Below are 22,445 nucleotides of genomic sequence, written 5' to 3' on the forward strand. Positions count from 1 at the left end.
GAGCTGTTTCCTCTCCTACGTTGTGAAAACAACAAGAGAGGAAAAACCTATGACAGCCGTAACGTATCTCACACGGCATCGTCGACCGGGAATCGTCATACTCTGTTCGATTGTCGCCGTTCTCTCGATGCTTTTCGTACTCCCTCCCGCCATCGCGTCCGCAGCCGATTCCGGCGCGCAGGCCGTCGATGAATGCAATCCGACCGCCAGCAACGGCTGCGTCAATGGCATCCTGCAGGACGCCGACAAGAAGCCGATCGCCGACGTCACCATCACGCTGTCCGGCAAGGCAACGGCGGAAACCAAAACCGCTGCCGACGGCAAGTGGGCGTTTTCCGTTGCCGATGACGGCGATTACACCGTCACCATCGACGCATCCGTTGCGAAAGAGCACGGTCTGAAGGCAAGCAGCGCAACGGTGACGATCAGGAAAGCCAGCTTCGACAAGCAGCGCGGAGTCGTCCGTTTCGACCAAGCTGGCGATTCCACCGGCAGCGGCACGTCCGGCACATCTGGATCGTCCGGCTCGGCAAACGGCACGAAAGGCGCGACCGGCACATCCGGATCGACGGCGGCCACGCAATCGCCAGTCAAAAAAGGCGGCTCCAATGTCGGCAAACGCATCTGGCAGCAACTGTATTCCGGCATTATCTTCGGCCTGATGCTGGGCCTCATGTCCGTCGGCATGAACCTCGTCTACGGCACCACTGGCCTGCAGTCGTTCTCACACGGCGAACAGGTGACGCTCGGCGGCCTCATGGCATACGTCGGCACGCAGATGCTGCACATGCCGCTCATCGCCTCCGCCATCTTCGCCATCGTCATCGGCGCGCTGACCGGCTTCATCCAAAACGAAATCGTCTGGGGGCCGCTACGCAGACGCCACGTCGGCACCATGCAGCAGATGATCGTCACCATCGGCCTGTCCATGGCGTTGCAGTACACGTTCCAGTTCTTCTTCGGTGGCGACATCAAAGGCATCGTCAAATCGGTGCCGGACAGCTTCCAGCTCGGACCGATCACCACCGACATGCCGACGCTGGTCTCCGCGCTCATCGCCATCTGCGTGATCGTCGGCGTCACCCTGTTCCTCTACAAGACGCGACTCGGCCGCGCCACACGAGCCGTGTCCGACAACGCGGCGCTCGCCGCAGCATCCGGTATCAACGTGGATCAGGTGGTCCGCGTGGTCTGGATCCTCTCGTGCGCGATGGCAGCCCTGTCCGGCGTGCTGCTCGGCGTCTACCTGAACGGCATCTCCTGGAACACCGGCGCGACCCTGATTCTGCTGATGTTCGCCGCGGTGACGCTCGGCGGCCTCGGCACCGCCAATGGCGCGTTGATCGGCTCGCTGGTCATCGGCATCGTGGCGGACATGAGCTCGCTCGTCATCCCCAACGATATGCGTTACGCCAGCGCGCTGGCAATCCTCATCATCGTTCTGCTGGTGCGCCCGCAGGGCATCTTCGGCAAGCAGCAAAGGGTGGGCTGATCCATGGACATCATGACAATCATCTCCAACGCGGCGGGCGAACTGATCGCCCCGACCACGGCGGCGTACGTACTCGCCGCCATCGGTTTGAACATTCACTTCGGCATGACGGGCCTGATGAACATGGGCCAGGCCGGTTTCATGCTCCTCGGCGCTTACGGATTCGCCATCACGCAGTCGATGGGCTGCAACCTGTTCGCCTCCGTATGCGCGGCGCTCGCGCTCGCGGTCATCTACGCGCTGCTGCTGGGCATTCCGACGCTGAAACTCGGACCCGACTATCTGGCCATGGTCACATTGGCCGCCGCGGAAATCATCCGCATCATCGGCAGATCGACGGCCATGACGAACTTCACCGGCGGTTCCGCGGGCATCTCGCCGCAGGACTTCACCGAGAAATTCGAATCGCTTTCGCCGCTGCCGGACGGTTCGACCACGTTCCTGCTGTGGACGTACAGCAACAACATCGCCAACTCCTGGTGGCTGCGCATCGTGGCATGGGTTTTGGTGGTGATCGCGGCGCTGCTGTGCTGGCGCTGGTTCCACTCGCCGTGGGGCCGCATGCTCAAAGGCATCCGCGAGGACGAGAACGCGATCCGTTCGCTCGGCAAGCCGGTGACGCGATACAAGATGGAATCGCTGATTCTGGGCGGCCTGTTCGGCGCGATCGCCGGCATCATCTTCGTCCTGCCGCGTTCCGTACAGCCCGATTCGCTCGGCCGCACCGTCACCTTCTACGTGTGGACGATTCTGCTGCTGGGCGGCGCGGCCACGATTCTCGGCCCGGTGCTTGGCTCCTGCGTGCTGTGGGTGCTGCTCACCTTCGTCAAGGAGGTCATGCGCAACACCGTTCCCGAAACCCTCATCTCTTCCAACCAGATCGAAGCCCTCGGCTGGGTGATCGTCGGCGTCGCGCTGATGTGCCTGGTGATCTTCAGACCACAAGGCCTGTTGGGCGACCGAAAGGAGTTGGCTTTCCATGCCTGATACAACGAATTCTCCGACCACTGGCGTGCAGCCGGCCACGGAACCCGCAACCGGCGTGCAACCCGTATCCGGTGTGCAGCCCGGCGTACCATTCCAGGACCTCACCAAATGGGCCACCAAAGCTCCGGAAGGCGAGACCCTCATCTCCACCGCCTATCGTGACAAAGTCACCGACGATCTGAAATTCGTCGAAAACAAGCCGGGCGTGCACAAGCCCGACCCGATCCTCGTGGCCGACAACGTGACCCGCAAATTCGGCGGCATGACCGCCGTGGACGTGAGCCACTTCGAAATCGAACGGCACGGCATCACCGCGCTGATCGGACCGAACGGCGCCGGCAAAACCACGTTCTTCAACCTGATGACCGGCTTCGATACGCCGAACACCGGCACCTGGCAGTTCGACGGCAAGGACATGGCCCACGTGCAGCCCGAAAAAGTGGCGCGCATGGGCATGGTCCGCACCTTCCAGCTAACCAAGGTGATGAGCCGTCTGACCGTGCTCGACAACATGCTCCTCGGTGCCCCCGTGCAGCCGGGCGAAGGCATGTTCCGCGCGCTGTTCCCCGGCATGTGGAGGAAGCAGGAGCAGGCGAACATCGAAAAAGCCGAGGCGCTGCTGGAACGCTTCCTGCTGATCAAAAAGAAGGACGATTACGCCGGCGCGCTTTCCGGCGGCCAACGCAAGCTGCTGGAAATGGCACGAGCGCTGATGTCCGACCCGAAACTGGTCATGCTGGACGAGCCGATGGCCGGCGTGAATCCCGCGCTGAAACAGTCGCTGCTCGACCACATCATGGCGTTGCGCGAGGAAGGCACCACAGTGCTGTTCGTCGAACACGACATCAACATGGTGAGACACATCGCCGACTGGGTCACCGTGATGGCGGAAGGCAAGATCGTGGCCGAAGGCCAACCGAAGAGCGTGATGAACGATCCGGCCGTGATCGACGCATATCTGGGCGCCCACGCGAACGTGGACCTGGGCGACGATTCCGTGCTGGAAGACCTGAAGGAGGCCTGAAATGAGCGACATCGCAAGCGTGGCCGACGAGCCGCTGACCCGCGCGCAGATCCACATGGGCGAGCCCGAAGGCGAACCGTTGCTCGACGCGGTCGATTTGGTGGCCGGATACATTCCCGGCGTGAACATCCTGAACGGCGCATCCCTGACCCTGCATGAAGGCGAGATCGTTGGTATCATCGGCCCGAACGGCGCAGGCAAATCAACCCTGCTCAAATCATTGTTCGGCCTGGTGCACATCCACTCCGGCAAGCTGCTGCTGAAAGGCGAGGACATCACCAACCTGCGCGCCGACAAACTCGTCTCCCGTGGCGTCGGCTTCGTGCCGCAGACCGAAAACGTCTTCCCCAGCCTGACCATCGCGGAAAACCTGCACATGGGCGCGTTCCAAGCACCGAAACTGTTCAACGAACGCTTCGACTACGTGTGCTCCATCTTCCCCAAACTCGGCCAGCGCAAAAACCAGCTCGCAGGCCAACTCTCCGGCGGCGAACGTCAGATGGTGGCCATGGCCCGCGCCCTCATGATGAAACCATCCGTCCTCCTGCTCGACGAGCCCTCCGCAGGCCTGTCCCCAATGCTTCAGGACGAAACCTTCATCCGCGTGCGCCAAGTCAACAAAGCCGGCGTATCCGTGGTCATCGTCGAACAGAACGCCCGCCGCTGCCTGCAGATCTGCGACCGCGGCTACGTCCTCGACCAAGGCCGCAACGCCTACTCCGGCAAGGGCCGCGACCTGATGAACGATCCGAAAGTCGTCTCCCTCTACCTGGGCAACCTGGAAGAAGAGGTTCAAGAGGAAGGAAGGTAGGACCCAGGAAATCGCGGAACGGAGCGTATACCGCCTTTCCTTGCCGCTCGACGTACGTTCGTACGCCTTCGGGCTCGGACGGCGGTCTCCGCACGCGTTCCGCGATTTCCCCCTATGATTCAAAATTCTCAATTCCGATTACCGCTGTTGGGGCACTGCCCGACAGTGGCTTCGGCATGCCTGAAAACAAGCTCAAAACCTTGTGTTTCCAACAGTTTTCGGGCTTCACCTTCGGTTAACTTCACGCATACACATTCGGTTTCCTCGGCACTTATAGTGCGATTCAAGATGGTCGAGCAACACATCTCGATAATCGTCACCAAGGGTTCGGCAATCAGCGGAGCCAAGAGAGGAAACGGTGATTCAAATGAAGAAGATCAACATGAAGGGCATGAGGAAACTGTCCATCACAGCCACCGCCATGGTGGCCGCCGCAGTCATGGCGCTCGCCGGCTGCGGTTCATCCAACTCGTCCAGTTCATCCAGCAGTTCGGCAAGCACCTCCGGCACCAAAACCAGTAAGTTCGTGCTTGGTGGCCTATGGCCGGAAACCGGCTCACTGGCCTACCTGGCCCCGCCGGAACTGGCCGCCGAAAAACTTGCCGTCAAAGACATCAACGACGCTGGTGGCGTGCTCGGCAACAAAATCACCACCGTCGACGCCGACACCTCCGACGCGGACCACGCCGACCAGAACACCTCCGCCGCCCAATCCGTCCTCAGCAAGAACCCGTCGTTCATCATCGGCCCGGCCTCCAGCTCCGTGGTCAAGAACACCTACAAGTCCATCACCTCGCAAAACATTCCGATGCTGTCGATGGGCGCCACCTCGGCCAGCTTCTCCGGCCTTTCCGACTACTTCTTCCGCACCGTCGCCCCCGATACCGTGCAGGGCGCGGTCATGGGCAACCTGATTGCCCAGGACGGCGTGCAGAAGCTCGCCATCGCGGTCTTCAACGACGAATACGGTACCGGCCTGCGCGACACCATCGTCAAAACCGCATCCGCGGCAGGCGTCGACATCATCTATGGCGAAAAGGACACGTTCGACCCGACCGAAACGAACTTCTCATCCATCGCCACCGCCATCAAGGCATCCAACCCCGACGCGACGCTCGTCATCGCCTTCGATCAGACCAAACCGCTGCTGAAGGCGCTCGCTTCCGCCGGAGTCAACACCAAGAAGCTGTACTTCGTGGACGGCAACACCTCCGACTATTCCAGCGAACTCGACGCGGGCCTGCTGGAAGGCTCGAAGGGCACCATCCCGGGTATCAATCCGTCCGACGACTTCGTCAAGCGCCTCGAATCCACCGGCGTCGACCTGAAAAACACCACCACCTACGGCGCTGAAACCTACGATGGCATCATCCTCGCCGCGCTCGCCGCACAGAAGGGCGGCAGTGCCGATGGCAAGACCATCCAGGCCAATATGGCGGCCGTCTCCGGATCCACCAAGGGCGAGAAGTGCGATTCCTACAAGGCCTGCGTTGCCCTGCTGAAGGACGGCAAGGAGATTCAGTACAAGGGCCAGACCTCCATCGGCGCGTTCAACGACGCGCATGATCCGAGCTCGGCTTCCATCGGCGTCTATAAGTACGACGCCGACAACAAGCCGGTCTTCGACCACTCCCAGGAAGGTTCCGTACCGAAGGCATGACGGTCGGTTCGTCCGTGGTGCGGACTGACGTGATGGCCGGACGTGACGGCTGACGGCCAAGCCACGCAACGCAAGGGGCGGTGCGACGCAAGCGAGATGATCGCAAGTGTCTCACCGCCCCTTTTGCGGGCGGAACGCGTGTGGAGTACATGCGGAGCGTGCGTGGAAGATGCGTGGAACGCGTCGTGAAACATACGTCGTTCACGGGTGAAAAAGTGGATTTTTCGGGGGAATTGAAGAGGGGGAGGGCGTCTTTCGTCAATTGATAGTTCATATTGTGCGAACGATTGCAAAGAAACGTTACAGATGCATGTAAAATAACACATAATATCGCGATTTGTAAGGAAACATCCCGACGATGCGGGGGAGAGGTGTTGGGCAATGGTCGGCATGCGTGACGTGGCGAAAGAGGCCGGGGTTTCGCTGAGCACGGTTTCGCTAGTGGTCAACAAGACGGGCTACGTGTCCGACGACATGCGCGCGCGCGTCGAAGCCGCCATGAAAGAGCTCAATTACGTGCCCAACGAGCTGGCACGCAACCTGTACAAGAACCGCACGAACCTGGTCGGCGTGATCGTGCCGACCATCCGCCACCCCTTCTTTGCCACCCTTACCGCGCATCTGCAACGCGAGCTGGCCGCGCAAGGACTGCGCACCATGCTGTGCTCCACCGCCGACGCGGAAAACGGCGAGGTTGAATACGTGGACATGCTGCGCCGTCACATGATGGACGGCATCATCGTCTGCTCGCACACCACCCATCCGAACGATTACTGGACGTCCATCCACCGCCCGATCGTCGCCTTCGACCGTGTGCTGGGCGGCGGCATCGCGTCGATCGGCTCCGACCATGAGCAGGGCGGCCGGCTCATGGCGCACATGCTGGTCAACACCGGCGCGCACCACGTGGTGATGATCGGCGGCCCGCGCGACCAGTTCTTCGATTTGGCGGCGCGCAATGGAGACAGCCCGGACGATTTCGACCTGCACAAGACAACGTTCCCGACCGTCCGCTACTACCTTGCGCTGGAGCAGGAGCTGAAAGCGGCCGGCGTGCGGTACGAGTACGTCGAAGCCGGCAATGTGGAGGATTTCCAAGGGTATAAGAACGCGGTGAATGCTGTGCTCAACAGTATGCCGGTGGACGGCGTCGATGCCGTGGTCAGCTCCGATATCGGTGCCGCGCTTTGCGTGCGCGAAGCGATGCGGAGGCATATTTCGATTCCGCGCGACCTGCAGATCATCGCCTACGACGGCACGTATCTGACCGACCTGGCCGGTATGAAAATGACCGCGGTGGCGCAGAATTTCGACAAAATCGCGCAGGTCGCGGTCGGCAATATCGTTCGTGCGATCGCCAAGGAAGGGGATGCCAAGGCAGATACGACAAGCGCCACGGGACGCAAGCCGTACGAGCCGGACGTGCTGATTCCCGTGACGCTCAAACTGGGCGATACCACCCGCTAAGCGGGCCGTATCGCCCATCATTGGACGGGCCGTTTTACCTGCTAAGCGGGTCGTTTCGCCTTATTCGTAATCGCCGGTCGGACCGATTTTCAACGCGTCCTCGTGCGTGCGGCCCGAATGGATCGCATCGTTGATCGCCTGGATCTCCGCTGCATCCACGGCAAGTGCGCGCCCGTCGATCGCGCTGATCGGAATCGACCATCCGCCGTGCGTCATGTACAGGCTGTCCGCTTCGCGTAGTTCGGCGATCGGCAGCTTCCTGTACTCCGCCTTTTTGCCTTCTTCAAGCGCCCAGGCGAACATTTCGCGCTGTGATGTGCCATTCAGAATACCGATGCGCGGGTCGGGCGTGACGAACGTATCGCCATAGCGTGCCACAATCGACGAATTCGGGCATTCCATCGTGTAGCCGTCCTCCGTGAACAGAATCGCGTCGCCGACGCCACGGCGGGCGCATTCGCGGTGCACGGCGCAGTTGAACGCGTAGCTCAGCGTCTTCGCGCCGTTGAGCAGCCACGGGGCGCGTGCGGTGATGTCCGACGGGTAGCCGCGCGTCATCGAAGCCATGGTGATCGGCTCCAGCGAATGCAGCGTGCCCTTCGCGTCAAGGAAGATGTAGACGGTCGGCGTGCGGTCGGCCGCCTTGCCCACGCCGGTGTCCGGATCGAGACCACGGGAGACGATGATGCGCAGCATCGGACCGGGTTCCGGATCGTCATACTGGTCGATGACCAGCTGGACCGCGCGGGTGAGCGCTGGAATGTTCGGTTCCGGCATATCCACCAGACGGGCCGAATTCGCAAGACGCTTCAGATGGTTCTCCAGCGAGACCGGGAAACCCCTCCATACCGTGGTCGCTTCGAAAATGCCGTCGCCGCGCAGCGCGCACAAATCGAACGCGTTGATGATGGGACTTTCCGGATCGACGAAACGAACCAGATCCGCGTCGGGCGCCACGCCTGAGCCTCCGAATAGCGTCTTGCCGTTACCGACTGCCAGAACGATCGAACTCATGGGAACCTCTCTTCCGCGCTCCGCGTCTTTTGATTGCCGCTTTATTGCTGTTGCGCTGTTGTGTTGCGTCAGCGTTCGCGTGCGTCTTCGGCGTCCAACCTAACCATGGTTTGTTTCCACTTGGCACCGCCAATTTGCAATGCGGAAACATACGCGTCATGAATCGCGCGGCTCCCGTAACGTTCGGCGACCAAGGTGAGGGAAAGCGACTCTGAACGTCCGTTTCTGCGGAATCGGATTTCGGAGTTCGTCGGCAGTTCGTTCGGAAAAGGCCGGACGGCGGCCGACGGGAAAGGTAAGCGCAATGGTGGATGGGATGTCCGATATGGGAACAACCGAACTTGGCGCGGCGAGCACGCCCGAACAGGCGCGCGCCGCGTTCCGTGACGGCCTGGTCCGCCCGACCTGCGGCATTGCGCAAGGCTACGCGCAGGCGAATCTGATGATTCTGCCCAAGGAGCAGGCATTCGATTTTCTGCTGTTCGCGCAGCGCAATCACAAACCTTGTCCGCTGCTGGAAGTGATGGAGCCGGGCGTCACCGCACCCGTCACCGCGCCGGGCGCCGACATCCGTACCGACGTGCCGTTGTACCGCGTGTGGAAGCGTGGCGAACTGGTAGCTGAAGTGCCCGATATTCGCGAGTATTGGCGATCCGATTTGGTCACGTTTGTGATTGGCTGCAGTTTCACATTCGAGTTTCCGCTGATGGAGGCGGGCGTGCCGGTGCGGCACATCACGGCAGGCCGCAACGTGCCGATGTACGACACGTCGATCGAGTGCCGTTCGGCCGGCGCGTTCCATTCGACGATGGTCGTGTCGATGCGTGGCATTCCGTCTACGCAGGTGGCCGACGCATGCCGGATTTCCGGCTATTACCCGTCCGTGCACGGTGCCCCCGTATGTGTGGGCGACCCGTCCGCGATCGGCATCGACGACATCATGCATCCCGACTATGGCGATGCCCCCGTGTTGGAGCCGGGCGATGTGCCGGTGTTCTGGGCGTGCGGCGTGACCCCGCAGGCCGCGGTGATGGCGTCCAAACCGGAATTCGCGATCACGCACGCGCCGGGGCACATGTTCATCACCAGCAAACGCGATTTGGAATACATGGTGTGAGGCCGAGCGGCAGGTTGCGGGGCGCGGCATGAGATGCGTGCTGCGGCGACTGCGGCAGAAGGGACGTCGCGGCTGAAGAACGCTGCGACGGTAGAACGACGGAAAGGCGACGGAAGGAATGGAAACGATGGCTGTGCAGGAAACAGACGGAAAGCAGACGGCTATGCGAATCGATATGAACAGCGATATGGGCGAAAGCTTCGGTCGTTGGACGCTCAGCGACGACGAGGCGCTGCTCGACGTGGTTTCCAGCGCGAACGTGGCGTGCGGCTTCCATGCGGGCGACCCGTCCGTCATGCTGAGAACGTTGTCATACGCGGCGTCGCGGGGGGTAATGGTCGGGGCGCATGTGGCGTACCGCGACCTGGCCGGATTCGGGCGCCGCTATGTGGACGAGTCCCCCGACGAACTCAAGGCGGACGTGATGTACCAGATCGTCGAATACGGCGGCCTCGACGGCGTGCATATGACGAACGTGGCGACCGTCGACGGCCTCGAACCCGACCGTTACTTTAAGCAGGTCGGCCAGCTTACGGACTGCGCCCGCAGCTGAAGTCCTGTGCCCAAGGCTGAGAGCCCTGCGCTCGCGGCTGCCCCCGCATGTCCGTCGCTTTCGAATCGGGCGCCGGAGACATGCGCCGCGATTCGGCCGAAAGCCGGTTCGACACGCCCGAACACCGGTTGCGGTTTTGGTGTCGAGCCCCATTTTGCGGTAATATCGAACCGGTTCGACACAACCGTGGGAATGGCCGTAAGGACTCCCGCAAAGAATCTCGCAACGACTTTTTGGAACCGAAGGAGGCTCCATGAAAAACAAGGTGCAGCTCATCACTTACGCCGACCGCCTTGGCGACGGCACCATCAAGTCGATGACCGACATTCTGCGCACCCGCTTCGACGGCGTGTACGACGGCGTTCACATCCTGCCGTTCTTCACCCCGTTCGACGGCGCCGACGCAGGCTTCGACCCGATCGACCACACCAAGGTCGACGAACGTCTCGGCAGCTGGGACGACGTCGCCGAACTCTCCAAGACCCACAACATCATGGTCGACGCCATCGTCAACCACATGAGTTGGGAATCCAAGCAGTTCCAGGACGTGCTGGCCAAGGGCGAGGAGTCCGAATACTATCCGATGTTCCTCACCATGAGCTCCGTGTTCCCGAACGGCGCCACCGAAGAGGACCTGGCCGGCATCTACCGTCCGCGTCCGGGCCTGCCGTTCACCCACTACAAGTTCGCCGGCAAGACCCGCCTCGTGTGGGTCAGCTTCACCCCGCAGCAGGTGGACATCGACACCGATTCCGACAAGGGTTGGGAATACCTCATGTCGATTTTCGACCAGATGGCCGCCTCTCACGTCAGCTACATCCGCCTCGACGCCGTCGGCTATGGCGCCAAGGAAGCCGGCACCAGCTGCTTCATGACCCCGAAGACCTTCAAGCTGATCTCCCGTCTGCGTGAGGAAGGCGTCAAGCGCGGTCTGGAAATCCTCATCGAAGTGCACTCCTACTACAAGAAGCAGGTCGAAATCGCATCCAAGGTGGACCGCGTCTACGACTTCGCCCTGCCTCCGCTGCTGCTGCACGCGCTGAGCACCGGCCACGTCGAGCCCGTCGCCCACTGGACCGACATACGCCCGAACAACGCCGTCACCGTGCTCGATACGCACGACGGCATCGGCGTGATCGACATCGGCTCCGACCAGCTCGACCGCTCGCTCAAGGGTCTCGTGCCGGATGAGGACGTGGACAACCTCGTCAACACCATCCACGCCAACACCCACGGCGAATCCCAGGCAGCCACTGGCGCCGCCGCATCCAATCTCGACCTCTACCAGGTCAACAGCACCTACTATTCGGCGCTCGGGTGCAACGACCAGCACTACATCGCCGCCCGCGCGGTGCAGTTCTTCCTGCCGGGCGTGCCGCAAGTCTACTACGTCGGCGCGCTCGCCGGCAAGAACGACATGGAGCTGCTGCGTAAGACGAATAACGGCCGCGACATCAATCGCCATTACTACTCCACCGCGGAAATCGACGAGAACCTCAAGCGTCCGGTCGTCAAGGCCCTGAACGCGCTCGCCAAGTTCCGCAACGAGCTCGACGCGTTCGACGGCACGTTCTCGTACACCACCGATGACGACACGTCCATCAGCTTCACCTGGCGCGGCGAAACCAGCCAGGCCACGCTGACGTTCGAGCCGAAGCGCGGTCTCGGTGTGGACAACACTACGCCGGTCGCCATGTTGGAATGGGAGGATTCCGCGGGAGACCACCGTTCGGATGATCTGATCGCCAATCCGCCTGTCGTCGCCTGACGGAAAATTTCTTGCGATTACGTATTTTCTTGCGATTACGTACGGCCTTGCGATTGCGTTCCACCTTGCGGTCGCGCACCCGGTCCGTCGCACCCGGTCCGTCGGGCGGACGGCAGTGGCCGCACGTGTTGGTATCGTAAGTTGCGTTGAAGAATCGCCCGAATGCGCTGAAGCAATGCGTCCGGGCGATTTTCGTATGTGTCGCTCGTAGCGGGCGGGCGCATGCGTGGAGTATCGAAGCACATGAAACGCGACAAGCAGAAAACGCGATAAGCCAAGAAAACAGCAGATATGACCGAAGACAATCAGAATAACGAATTCAAACCGCAGCCGCTGCCCGGCCAGGTGTTCATCCGCCCGGGCATCGACGATCGCCCCGATTATGAGAAGACCCTGACTCCCGAAGCGAAGGCGGCCATGCGCCGGCTGTCGGTGCAGCAGCATCCGCGTATTCCGGAAGCGTCCAACGAGCGTCCGGAAACCCAGGCCGCGCGCATCGCATCGGAAGGTGGAGCGCCCCTAACCGCGGCCGCGCATCTTGACGTGGCTGTGCCGAACCTCGAATCGTCCTTCCTCGACCTGCGCGACCCGATGACCGCTCCGGACGGCACCAAGCCGACCGCAATGCAGGCCAACCGGCTCGTTGCGGGTTTTGCGCTTGGCTCAATGCTGCTGTCCGCTCCGATGGCGGCGTTCAACACGGTGCTCATTCCGCAAACCGTCAGCCGTTTGTCGGGAATCAACCGCGTCACGGATTTGGCGATGCTCGTCATCGCAGGTGCCATCATGACGTTCCTGCTGAATGCATGCATCGCCGTCGGTTCCGACCATTCCTACTGCCGGTTCGGGCGCCGTACGCCATGGATCGCCAGCGGCAGCGTATTGGCGGCTATCTGCATGGCGATTCTTTCCGCATGCGATTTTCTCCCGTGGGCCGTGTTCTTCTGGCTGGCCACGCAGGCCGCGTATGCGATGGCGGCCATACCGTTCGCCGCCGCGTTCGGCGAACGTGTGCCTGACAAGTTCCGCGACCGCGCCGATTCCTGGCACGGCAAGGGGCTGGCGCTTGGCCAGCTGGTCGGCGTCGCCGTGGCTGTTGCGCTGACGCCGCATGCCGGTGGCGAAGGTTGGGATGGCACTACGGGTTTCGCGATGCTGGTATTCGCGGGTTGGCTTGTCGTCGCGGCCGTCGTTACGCTGTTGATATTGCCGTTCGAAGGGGCCAGCAGCTACCTGCCGCGTAGGGATGTTGAGAAAGGCGATTTCTTCTCGCAATACCGTCCGCCGCAGAACGCGCCGAAGTTTTCTGTGGCATTCGCGGCCCGCATGTTCGCCGTTGCGGCCACAGCCGGAATCGCCGTATATCAGTGGTATCTGGCGCCGAATATCGTCGGCAATACCGATGAGGCCGGTTTGTTCGGCATTGCCGGTGCCGGATCGGTGGTTGTGGTCATGGCCATCTGCACGTTTGTCGGTGCTTTGATTGCGGCGTTGCTGCTTGGCCGCGTCGTCAGCCTGTTTGGCGATCTGCGTATTCCGGCCGTCGCGTCCGCCGTGTTGTTCATGGTCGCTGCGCTGCTGCCGTTGCTGATGGACGACGGTTTCCTGGCGGTTGCGCTGTACGCCCTGCTTGCCGGCTTCGCATACGTGGTGTTCGATGGCGCCAGCCAAAGCTTGGATCTTGCGATGCTGCCGGATGTGCGTTCCGTGGGCCGATCGCTTGCCGCTTATAGTCTGGCCAATACGTTCGGCACGATACTGGGCGTCGCTGCCTGCGCCGCGGTGATTGTGGCGACCGGTGCCACCGTGCTGATCTTCGCTGTCGCCACTGTTTCGATGCTGTTGGCGGGTCTGCTGACATTGCGGTTGAAATCGCAACAATGACGGCGACTATGACGGTGCTAGATCGCCAATGATTGGAAAATAAAGCGAAACGGCGCGTCCACATAGTGAACCTTTAGTGGATAGGGGAGATGGACGCGCCTATGTTTACGGCTTAGTTCGAGCGGAAATCCCGCCCGGGGAAATGACTTTGCGAAAGGAGGTTCGCCACGATGAACGGAATGGTCGCACACGTACTGCTGTCCGCACGAATTATTATTCCGCTTTCGTTGGCGGACTGATTCGAGCATTGCGGCTTCAATCCCTCGCCAACGAAGGCAGGGTTTGAGGCGCGCGTAACACACACGTTGATGGCCCTGCATAATGCGGGGCCATTTTTGTTGCAGCCCACAAGGCAGACGCAGCGAAAACCTTTTGAAGCCGGCCGGCATAGCGCACAACAGAAAACAGAAAAACTACAAACAACATCGTTATCGGCGGAAGTTGGGAACCGGTAACAGGACGTACAGGGAGTACATCAATGAGTACAGTCGAAGCGGCCGCTGGCAAAGCGCAGGCGATGGTCCGCGATTCGGTCAAAACCGTGATCGCAGCATCCATGGTCGGCACCGCCATCGAGTTCTACGACTTTTACGCATACGGCACCGCCGCTGCGAATTATTTCCCGAAGGTGTTCTTCGGAGACACCACCAATCCGACCGTCGCGCTGCTGGCCAGCCTGCTGACCTTCGCCATCGCGTTCATCGCCCGTCCGCTGGGCTCGTTGGTGTTCGGCCACTTCGGCGACCGTATGGGCCGCAAGACCACGCTGGTGGTCTCCCTGCTCACCATGGGCATTGCCACCTTCCTGATCGGCTGCCTGCCGACCTACAACCAATGGGGTGTCGCGGCCGTCGCCGTGCTGTGCCTATGCCGCTTCGTGCAGGGCATCGGCCTTGGCGGCGAATGGTCCGGCGCCGCGTTGGTGGCCACCGAGAACGCTCCGGAAGACAAGCGCGCGCTGTACGGCTCCTTCCCGGAGCTGGGCGCCCCGATCGGCTTCTTCCTGTCGAACGGCACCTACTTCCTGCTGGAGACCTTCAACGACAATGACGCGATGCTTGCCTGGGGCTGGCGCGTGCCGTTCCTGCTGTCCTCCATCCTCGTGATCGTCGGCCTCGTCGTCCGCGTCCAGATGGAGGAGACCCCGATCTTCCGTATGGCCCAGGAGCAGAAGAAGGTCGTCAAGTCCCCGCTTACCGAAGTGTTCAAGAAGAGCTGGAAGGAAGTCATCCAGGCCACGTTCCTGGTGGCCGTCACCTACACGCTGTTCTACACGCTGGCAACCTGGTCCCTCGCTTGGGGCACCAAGACCGTCGAGCAGGGTGGCGGCAACCTGGGCTTCACCAACCAGGAGTATCTGCTGATGCTGATGATCGCCGTCTGCGTGTTCGCCGCGTTCATCGTGATCTCCTGCGTGAACGCCGACAAGTTCGGCCGCAAGCGCGTGATCATCATCTCCTCCTGCTGCCTCATCGCGTTCGCCCTGCTGTTCCCGTTCCTGCTTGATCCGGCGGTCGTCGGTCAGCGCAACTTCGCCACCAACCTGCTGTTCCTGTGCATCGGCTTCGCTCTGATGGGTACCGCGTTCGGTCCGATCGGCGCCTTCCTGCCGGAACTGTTCGACGCCAACGTGCGTTACTCCGGCTCCGGCATCGGCTACAACCTGGCTGCCATCGTCGGCGCGGCCTTCGTGCCGACCATCGCCACTTGGCTGTCCCATCATTGGGGCGTGCATTCCGTGGGCCTGTACCTCGGTGTGATGGCCCTGTGCTGCCTCATCGCGGTGTTGAGCTGCAAGGAAACGAAGAACGTCGACTTCACCAAGTGACGCCGACCGGCTTGCCGGGCTGCTTCGCTTGGGGTGGCTCGGAGCCTTAGAAAAAACGTTTGACGTGAATATAGCCACTATGTGAACGCCAACAGACATCATAAAGAAAGCGGTACTAGAACAGTTCCGCAGGAGAGGCGGAGTGGTTCCTCGGACACAATCCGGGGGGAGCAACATCCTAGGAATCACTCGCCGTGATAACAACCGAAAAAAGAATAGAAAATAGCGAGTTTGTTCGGAAAAAGCAAGTTCCGAATCGCAAAAAACAATAAAGGAGCGCCAATTATGGCAGCAACTATCTGGTACGAAAAGGACGCCGATCTGTCCGTGTTCGATGGCAAGAAGGTGGCCATCCTCGGTTACGGTTCCCAGGGCCACGCCCATGCGCTGAACCTGCGCGATTCCGGCGTCGACGTCGTCGTCGGCCTGCGTCCTACCTCCAAGTCCGTGGAGTATGCCAAGGAGCAGGGCCTTGAGGTCAAGCCTGTTGCCGAGGCCGTTGCCGAAGCCGACGTGGTGATGATCCTGCTGCCTGACCAGTACCAGGCCGCCGTGTACAAGAAGGACGTCGAGCCGAACCTGAAGCCGGGCGCTGCTCTGGCCTTCGCTCACGGCTTCAACATCCACTACGGCTACATCAAGCCGTCCGAGGACCATCCGGTCTTCATGGTCGCCCCGAAGGGCCCGGGCCACATCGTGCGTCGTGAGTACGCCGCTGGCCGTGGCGTCCCGGTCGTCGTGGCCGTCGAGCAGGATCCGGATGGCAAGACCTGGCCGCTGTGCCTGGCTTACGCCAAGGCTCTGGGCGCGCTGCGTGCAGGCGCCATCAAGACCACCTTCACCGAGGAGACCGAGACCGATCTGTTCGGCGAGCAGGACGTCCTCATGGGTGGCATCAACCACCTGTGCGATATGGGCTTCGATGTGCTGACCGAGGCTGGCTACCAGCCGGAGATCGCCTACTTCGAGGTGTTCCACGAGCTGAAGATGCTGGTCGACCTGGCCAACGAGGGTGGTCTGAACAAGGCCCGTTGGTCCTGCTCCGACACCGCCCAGTACGGCGACTACACCTCCACGGTCATCACCGAGGAGACCAAGAAGCGCATGCAGTACCAGCTCAAGCGCATCCAGGACGGCTCCTTCGCCAAGGAGTTCATGGATGACCAGGCCGCTGGCGCTCCGAAGTTCAAGAAGCTGCAGGAAGAGTACAGCCACCCGCACCTGGAGACCGTTGGCCCGAAGCTGCGCGCCATGTTCTCCTGGAACAACCAGGTGGACGCCGACGCCGATATGGCCGAGTCCTTCAACGGCAAGATCGCTCGTACTCAGGTTCAGTGAGATTGCTTCGCTAGCTGCATAAGCTATTTAGCGAATTAGAAAGCGTCGCCCGCTTCGTGCGGACGGCGCTTTTTGCATATCGTCGTGCGTGCGACGGTTGCGTACGTTCCGGCATAACGAAAGGCCGCCACCCAACTTGGGCGGCGGCCTTTAATCGCAGTTAATGCGATTAATCGCAATGAATGCGAGACGTTACTCAGCCACGGGCGATCTTGCCGGTGAAAGTGGCCATGTCAGCGTCGTCATCCTTGCCGTTGTTCCAAGAGAACATGGCGCGCAGCTTCGGGCCAACGCTCTCGATACGCACGTTGCCGTATTCTTCCTGCAGCTGCTTGAACTTCGGAGCGCCAGCGTCCTGATCGTCGATGAACTCCTTGGCGAAGGAGCCGTCCTGGATGCGCTTCAGGTGGTACTGCATGCGCTCACGCACGTGCTCGTCGATGCAGGTGTTGGTGTAGTCGCCGTACTGGGCGGTGTCGGAGCAGGACCAACGAGCCTTGTTCAGGCCACCCTCGTTCATGAGGTCGACGAGCATCTTCAGCTCGTGGCAGACCTCGAAGTAAGCGATCTCCGGCTGGTAGCCAGCGTCAGTGAGGACCTCGAAGCCCATTTCAACGAGCTTGTTCACGCCGCCCATGAGCACGTTCTGCTCGCCGAACAGATCGGTCTCGGTCTCTTCGGTGAAGGTGGTCTTGATGGCGCCTGCGCGCAGGGCGCCCAGAGCCTTGGCGTAAGCCAGGGTGATGTCCCAAGCGTCGCCGCGCGGATCCTGTTCGACGGCCACGACGACCGGGACGCCACGGCCGTTGGCGTACTCACGACGCACGATGTGGCCCGGGCCCTTCGGGGCGACCATGAAGACCGGGTGGTCCTCGGTCGGCTTGATGTAGCCGTAGTGGATGTTGAAGCCATGAGCGAAGGCGACGGCGGCGCCCGGCTTGATGTTCGGTTCGATGTCGTTGGCCCAGATGGTGCGCTGGTACTGATCGGGAGCCAGAATCATGATGATGTCGGCCTCGGCGGCGGCTTCCGGAACGGACTTGACTTCCAGACCCTGCTCCTTGGCGTGCTCGACGGACTTGGAGGTCGGGCGCAGGCCGACGACGACGTCGACGCCGGAATCGCGCAGGTTCAGCGCATGGGCGTGGCCCTGGGAACCGTAACCGATGATGGCAACCTTCTTGCCTTCGAGGACCGAGAGATCTCCATCGTTCTCATACCAAATTTGTGCAGCCATTGTACTTGGCACTCCTTTTGTGTAGTGGGGTGAACGCTTGGAAAGCGTTCGGGTTTCTACCATTCGCAGATGAAATTCGTGGTTTCGTGCATGGATTTTGTCCTGCAAACTGGGGTCCATCCTACCGGAGCGGCCGTTTTGGTACGTATCCAGTCCACAAAGTGAGCCGCGAAATCGTAAAAAATTCGTCGCGGCGCAATCGTGATACCTTTCCTGCGAAACCCCTAAGGAAGCGACGTTTCGGGCCGTTGGAATGTTGTTTCCGTTGGGAATTGCGATTAAGCCCCTACCGAAGCGACGTTTCAATCGCTGAAAATGACGTTTGTGTGGGCAAGCATGTGCTTATTTAGGTGACGCTTCATGCATTTTGGTAGGAAAGTGGCTTAGGATAGGCACGTAGGATTGTTTGATGAGGAAGCTGAAGCAATGGTCACTGCGACGGGGATTGCGCCTGGTTCCGAAATGACGGCGCAGATGGAGCAGGTGGAGGAGCGTAATGTCTCGGGCGTGCTGCATATCGCCTCGATTTTCGCCTCGCACATGGTATTGCAACGCAACAAGCCCATTGCGGTGTTCGGCGCATTGGCTGCCGATTGCGCCGGTATGGAGGTTGTGGCGGAAATACACGACTTTGACGGCTCCCTGATTGCGCAGGAACATGCTTATTCTTCGCAGAACGTGGTCAACGGCTTTTCGCAGTGGCGCGTGATGCTGCCCGCGCAACCGGAAGGCGGTCCGTACACGCTTCGTATCGTCGCGGGCAATGATGCCATCGAATTCGACGACGTGCTTATCGGCGAAGTGTGGCTCGCCGGCGGCCAAAGCAATATGGAACTTGAGTTGCGTAACAGCGAGCATGCCGACGAAGCACTTGAGGATTGCGCCGATCCGCTGCTGCGTTTCTACAATGTGCCCAAAACCGGTGTCATCAATCGCAATGCGGAAAATACGTCGAGTTGGCAGGAATCATCGCCGGAAAACAGTGGCGTGATGAGTGCCGTCGCCTACTATTTCGCACGCAAGCTGCGCTCCGAACTCGACCCCGATCTGCCGGTCGGCATTGTCGACTGCTATATCGGCGGCACGTCGATCAGCTGCTGGATGAGCGAGGACGCACTCAATTCCAGCGATGCCGGCCGCGACTATCTGACGCGCTACCAGCGTGCGATCGCAGGCAAGACGCAACAGCAGTTCGAGCTGGAAACCAGCGAATGGCAGTCGCAGATGGACGCATGGAACGCGGCTGTGGAAACGGTGCGTCAGACCAATCCGAACGCAACGAGCAGCGAGTTGAGCGAACAGTGCGGCACCTGCCCGTGGCCGCCGCCGCTCACCCCTACATCGCAATGGCGTCCGTGTGGCCCCTTCCACGCCATGCTGGAACGTATCATGCCCTACTCGCTGGCCGGTTTCCTGTGGTATCAGGGTGAGGAAGACGAGCAATACAGCGGTTCCTACCGCGAGCTGCTCGGCATGATGATCGGCGAATGGCGTGCGCTGTGGAGCGAAAATCTGCCGTTCCTCATCGTGCAGTTGCCGCAATGGATCAACGGCAAGACGGCTGCGGACGGCAACGATCCGATGCGCTGGCCGGTGCTGCGTGAGGCCCAATGGGACGCCGCGCAGTCCATAGACAACGTGTACGCCATCTGCACGATCGACTGCGGCGAATACGACAACATCCACCCGCTGGACAAGCGCACGCCCGGCGAACGCCTTGCCAATTGCGCGCTGCGGCAAATCTACGGCATGGATCGCGTTCCGGTGCACGGCCCGACGGTGCTGGGCTTCCGATGCGACCCGAACGGCCGCGTACGCCTGTTCTTCCGCTATGCGCACGGTTTGCATTTCGAAGGCACCACGCCCGGCGGCGGCGACGACGATGATTTCGATGGCCAGCTGCCGACTTTGGTGCGCGTGCCGGAACATTCCGGCTTCGAACTGGCCGGTTCCGACGGTATGTTCCACCCGGCGACCGCCGCGATTTTCGTGGATTGCGACATCGATGATCTCGTCAATTCCAGAGTGAACGTGGTCGATTACAACGCTACGGAATTCGGCATTCCGATTAACAGCCGCAGCATCGGCACGATTACGCTGGCGACTCCGGATGTGCCGGAGCCGGTGGCGATGCGATACGCCTGGCGCAGTTGGGGTCCGGCTCCGCTGTTCAACGACGACGGCCTGCCCGCGCAGCCGTTCCGTCTGGACCTGACCGACCATACCTCCCCCGTCGAGTCCGCCGAGCCCGTCACCCCCGACGGCACCGCTGACTGAGGCCGTCGGTCTGGTCGCGCCGGTCTAATCGCCCCGTCTAATCGCAAAAACGGCATTCCCATCCGGCTTTTGTTACCGTAACCAGCCGATTCGGGTAACAAAAGCCGGAAGAGGAGGCCGTTTTGTGTTTCTTGCGATTACTCAGCGGTTGCAGCAGCCGCGTCGACAATCACCGCCGCGTCCTCGCCACGCTCGCTGCCGGACTTGCCAAGCGCAAGCTGGGCGGCGGCGAACAGCACCGCCAGCCAGATGACGCCGGCGATCACGGCGATGCGATAGCTTGCGGAGAAGCACATGAGCACCACAACCAGCAGCATGAACGCGATTACCACATACGGCGTCACATTGGCGAACGGCAGCTTGAACGCGATCTTGTCGAGCGCTTCCTTGCCCTTCAGCCCCTTAAGTTCGGCCGGGCCATCGCCAGCCGCAACCATGCGACGGAACTTAATCTCCGTAATCATAATCATGATCCAGTTGATCGCAGCCGCGATAGTGGCGATCGACATCAGATAATTGAACGCGAATTCCGGCCATACGAACACGACGACAACGGCAATCGCAATAATTATCGCGGAAGTGATAACACCCCCGACCGGCACGCCTTTCTTGCTGAGCTTACCCAGGTAAGCCGGCGCGTTGCCCTGCTTTGCCAGCGAATACAGCATGCGGGAGTTGGCGTACAGGCCGGAATTGTAGACGCTCATCACGGCGGTCAGGCACACGAAATTGAGGATGCCGGCGGCCGCGTGCACGCCGACGGAATCGAAGATCTGCACGAACGGGCTGGAATCGCCGTCGATTTTGCTCCACGGAATCACCGCCATGATCACGCCGAGCGCGCAGATGTAGAAGACGAGAATACGCCAGATGATGCCGTTCGTGGCCTTCGGAATGGTGGTGCGCGGATTCTCGGTTTCGCCGGCGGTGATGCCGATGAGTTCGGTGCCGCCGAAGCTGAACATCACCACGACGAGCGCCATCAGCAGGCCGGTCCACGTGCCGTCGGCGTTGCGGGTCATCAGGCCGTGCGGCAGGAATCCGCCGTCCACGGTGAACCAGTTGGCGAAGCTCGCGCGAATGCCCGAAGCGGTCGGCACGTTGGCGATCACGACATACAGGCCGCCGAGAATCATGGCCAGCACGGCCACGATCTTGATGATGGCGAACCAGAATTCGAATTCGCCGAACTTGTTCACGCCCATGAGATTCAGCGCCGCGATGGCCACGAGGAACACCGCCGCCGACACCCACTTCGGAATGTTCGGGAACCAGTAGTTCACGAACGAGCCGACCACGGCAAGCTCCACCATGGCCACCAGCACGTAGTTGAACCAGTAGTTCCAGCCGGAAATGAAGCCCGCTCGCCGTGACCAGTAGCGCGTCGCGTAGTAGCTGAACGCGCCAGCCTTCGGATCCTCGACCGCCATCTCGCTCAGAGCGCGCACGATCATGAAGATCGCGAGACCGCCGACGAGGTAGGCGAGCAGAATGGACGGGCCGGCCAGCTGGATGGATTCGCTGGAGCCGTAGAACAGGCCGGTGCCGATGGCGCCACCCAGCGCGATGAGCTGGATATGGCGGTTTTTCAACGATTTACGGAGCGTCGGCGGAACCGGCACGTCGTCGGTTCCACGCGGCTTCTTTGCGGCGGTGACGTCGCTCATGGAGATTTCCTCTTCTCTGTTTCCTTGCGATTGCGCGTTGTGCGTTGCGCTCGCTGCTTGCGTTGCGTGCTGTTGCACGCTTGCATGTGCTTGTTTTGCTTGCTTTTTTGCGATTCGCCCTTTGTGAGGGAACGTTTCCGATTGTAGCGGGAAGCGGCGGGCAAAGTGTTGGTTTGTTCGTTCCGGAATGTCTGGTTTGCTTAACGGGTTGTTTGGTTTAGAAGTTCGATTCGCGCGATTGCTGTGCGATTCGAACGCGCGATTTGGACACGTGTTGCGGATGTGCGGTTTGGCGCGTCTTTCCAAGCTTCATGGTGTTCA

16 protein-coding genes are annotated in these 22,445 nt (G+C 60.9%); 13 read left to right on the forward strand and 3 right to left on the reverse strand.

All coding sequences use genetic code 11. The annotated features are described in order from the left end of the window. Positions 1–49 precede the first annotated feature (49 nt). The 6 genes from OGI63_RS01425 to OGI63_RS01450 all read left to right on the forward strand — a co-directional run bounded on the left by OGI63_RS01425 (position 50) and on the right by OGI63_RS01450 (position 7,441). On the forward strand, positions 50–1,492 hold the full coding sequence (locus OGI63_RS01425) for an ABC transporter permease subunit (RefSeq protein WP_041777199.1): 1,443 nt from the start codon (positions 50–52) through the stop codon (positions 1,490–1,492). A 3-nt stretch (positions 1,493–1,495) separates the two neighbouring features. Beyond that, positions 1,496–2,479: a branched-chain amino acid ABC transporter permease gene (locus OGI63_RS01430; RefSeq protein WP_003807330.1), complete on the forward strand. Its 984-nt coding sequence runs from the start codon at positions 1,496–1,498 to the stop codon at positions 2,477–2,479. After that, positions 2,472–3,503: an ABC transporter ATP-binding protein gene (locus OGI63_RS01435; protein ID WP_041777200.1), complete on the forward strand. Its 1,032-nt coding sequence runs from the start codon at positions 2,472–2,474 to the stop codon at positions 3,501–3,503. Before OGI63_RS01430 ends, OGI63_RS01435 begins: the two co-directional genes overlap by 8 nt. A gap of 55 nt (positions 3,504–3,558) precedes the next feature. Further along, positions 3,559–4,314: an ABC transporter ATP-binding protein gene (locus OGI63_RS01440; protein ID WP_229027003.1), complete on the forward strand. Its 756-nt coding sequence runs from the start codon at positions 3,559–3,561 to the stop codon at positions 4,312–4,314. A gap of 367 nt (positions 4,315–4,681) precedes the next feature. After that, positions 4,682–5,974, forward strand: coding sequence for an ABC transporter substrate-binding protein (locus OGI63_RS01445; RefSeq protein WP_041777201.1), 1,293 nt, complete (start codon positions 4,682–4,684; stop codon positions 5,972–5,974). A gap of 381 nt (positions 5,975–6,355) precedes the next feature. Further along, positions 6,356–7,441, forward strand: coding sequence for a LacI family DNA-binding transcriptional regulator (locus tag OGI63_RS01450; RefSeq protein ID WP_011742623.1), 1,086 nt, complete (start codon positions 6,356–6,358; stop codon positions 7,439–7,441). A gap of 60 nt (positions 7,442–7,501) precedes the next feature. Here the strand turns inward: OGI63_RS01450 and OGI63_RS01455 are convergent, their stop codons facing one another. After that, a complete protein-coding gene (locus tag OGI63_RS01455; protein ID WP_011742624.1) occupies positions 7,502–8,455 on the reverse strand; it encodes an aminodeoxychorismate lyase in 954 nt (317 codons plus the stop codon). 304 nt (positions 8,456–8,759) lie between these two features. On the opposite strand from OGI63_RS01455, the gene OGI63_RS01460 reads away from it, so the two are divergent. The 6 genes from OGI63_RS01460 (at position 8,760) to ilvC (OGI63_RS01485) (ending at position 16,943) form a co-directional block, all read left to right on the forward strand. Beyond that, on the forward strand, positions 8,760–9,572 hold the full coding sequence (locus OGI63_RS01460) for a putative hydro-lyase (protein ID WP_167524177.1): 813 nt from the start codon (positions 8,760–8,762) through the stop codon (positions 9,570–9,572). A 127-nt stretch (positions 9,573–9,699) separates the two neighbouring features. Further along, the gene (locus tag OGI63_RS01465) at positions 9,700–10,125 is read left to right on the forward strand and encodes a LamB/YcsF family protein (protein ID WP_231837098.1); all 426 of its coding nucleotides are present in this window, start codon (positions 9,700–9,702) and stop codon (positions 10,123–10,125) included. Between the two features lie 253 nt (positions 10,126–10,378). After that, a complete protein-coding gene (gene gtfA, locus OGI63_RS01470) occupies positions 10,379–11,893 on the forward strand; it encodes a sucrose phosphorylase (protein ID WP_011742626.1) in 1,515 nt (504 codons plus the stop codon). A gap of 291 nt (positions 11,894–12,184) precedes the next feature. Further along, positions 12,185–13,777 carry an MFS transporter gene (locus tag OGI63_RS01475; protein WP_011742627.1) on the forward strand — a complete coding sequence of 531 codons (1,593 nt, stop codon included), beginning with the start codon at positions 12,185–12,187 and terminating at the stop codon, positions 13,775–13,777. A gap of 478 nt (positions 13,778–14,255) precedes the next feature. Then, on the forward strand, positions 14,256–15,605 hold the full coding sequence (locus OGI63_RS01480; protein WP_011742628.1) for an MFS transporter: 1,350 nt from the start codon (positions 14,256–14,258) through the stop codon (positions 15,603–15,605). Positions 15,606–15,890: 285 nt separating this feature from the next. Beyond that, positions 15,891–16,943 (forward strand): ketol-acid reductoisomerase, encoded by a 1,053-nt coding sequence (ilvC, locus tag OGI63_RS01485; RefSeq protein ID WP_003807354.1) that lies wholly within the window; start codon positions 15,891–15,893, stop codon positions 16,941–16,943. 196 nt (positions 16,944–17,139) lie between these two features. On the opposite strand, the gene ilvC (OGI63_RS01490) is transcribed toward ilvC (OGI63_RS01485), so the two are convergent. Then, a complete protein-coding gene (gene ilvC / locus OGI63_RS01490; protein ID WP_011742629.1) occupies positions 17,140–18,180 on the reverse strand; it encodes a ketol-acid reductoisomerase in 1,041 nt (346 codons plus the stop codon). Between the two features lie 426 nt (positions 18,181–18,606). Between ilvC (OGI63_RS01490) and OGI63_RS01495 the strand changes: the two genes are divergently transcribed. Continuing rightward, positions 18,607–20,457, forward strand: coding sequence for a sialate O-acetylesterase (locus OGI63_RS01495; protein WP_041777202.1), 1,851 nt, complete (start codon positions 18,607–18,609; stop codon positions 20,455–20,457). 137 nt (positions 20,458–20,594) lie between these two features. Here the strand turns inward: OGI63_RS01495 and OGI63_RS01500 are convergent, their stop codons facing one another. Continuing rightward, positions 20,595–22,124, reverse strand: coding sequence for an amino acid permease (locus tag OGI63_RS01500; RefSeq protein ID WP_003807358.1), 1,530 nt, complete (start codon positions 22,122–22,124; stop codon positions 20,595–20,597). Positions 22,125–22,445: the final 321 nt, after the last annotated feature.

Source organism: Bifidobacterium sp. KRGSERBCFTRI (assembly GCF_025908335.1).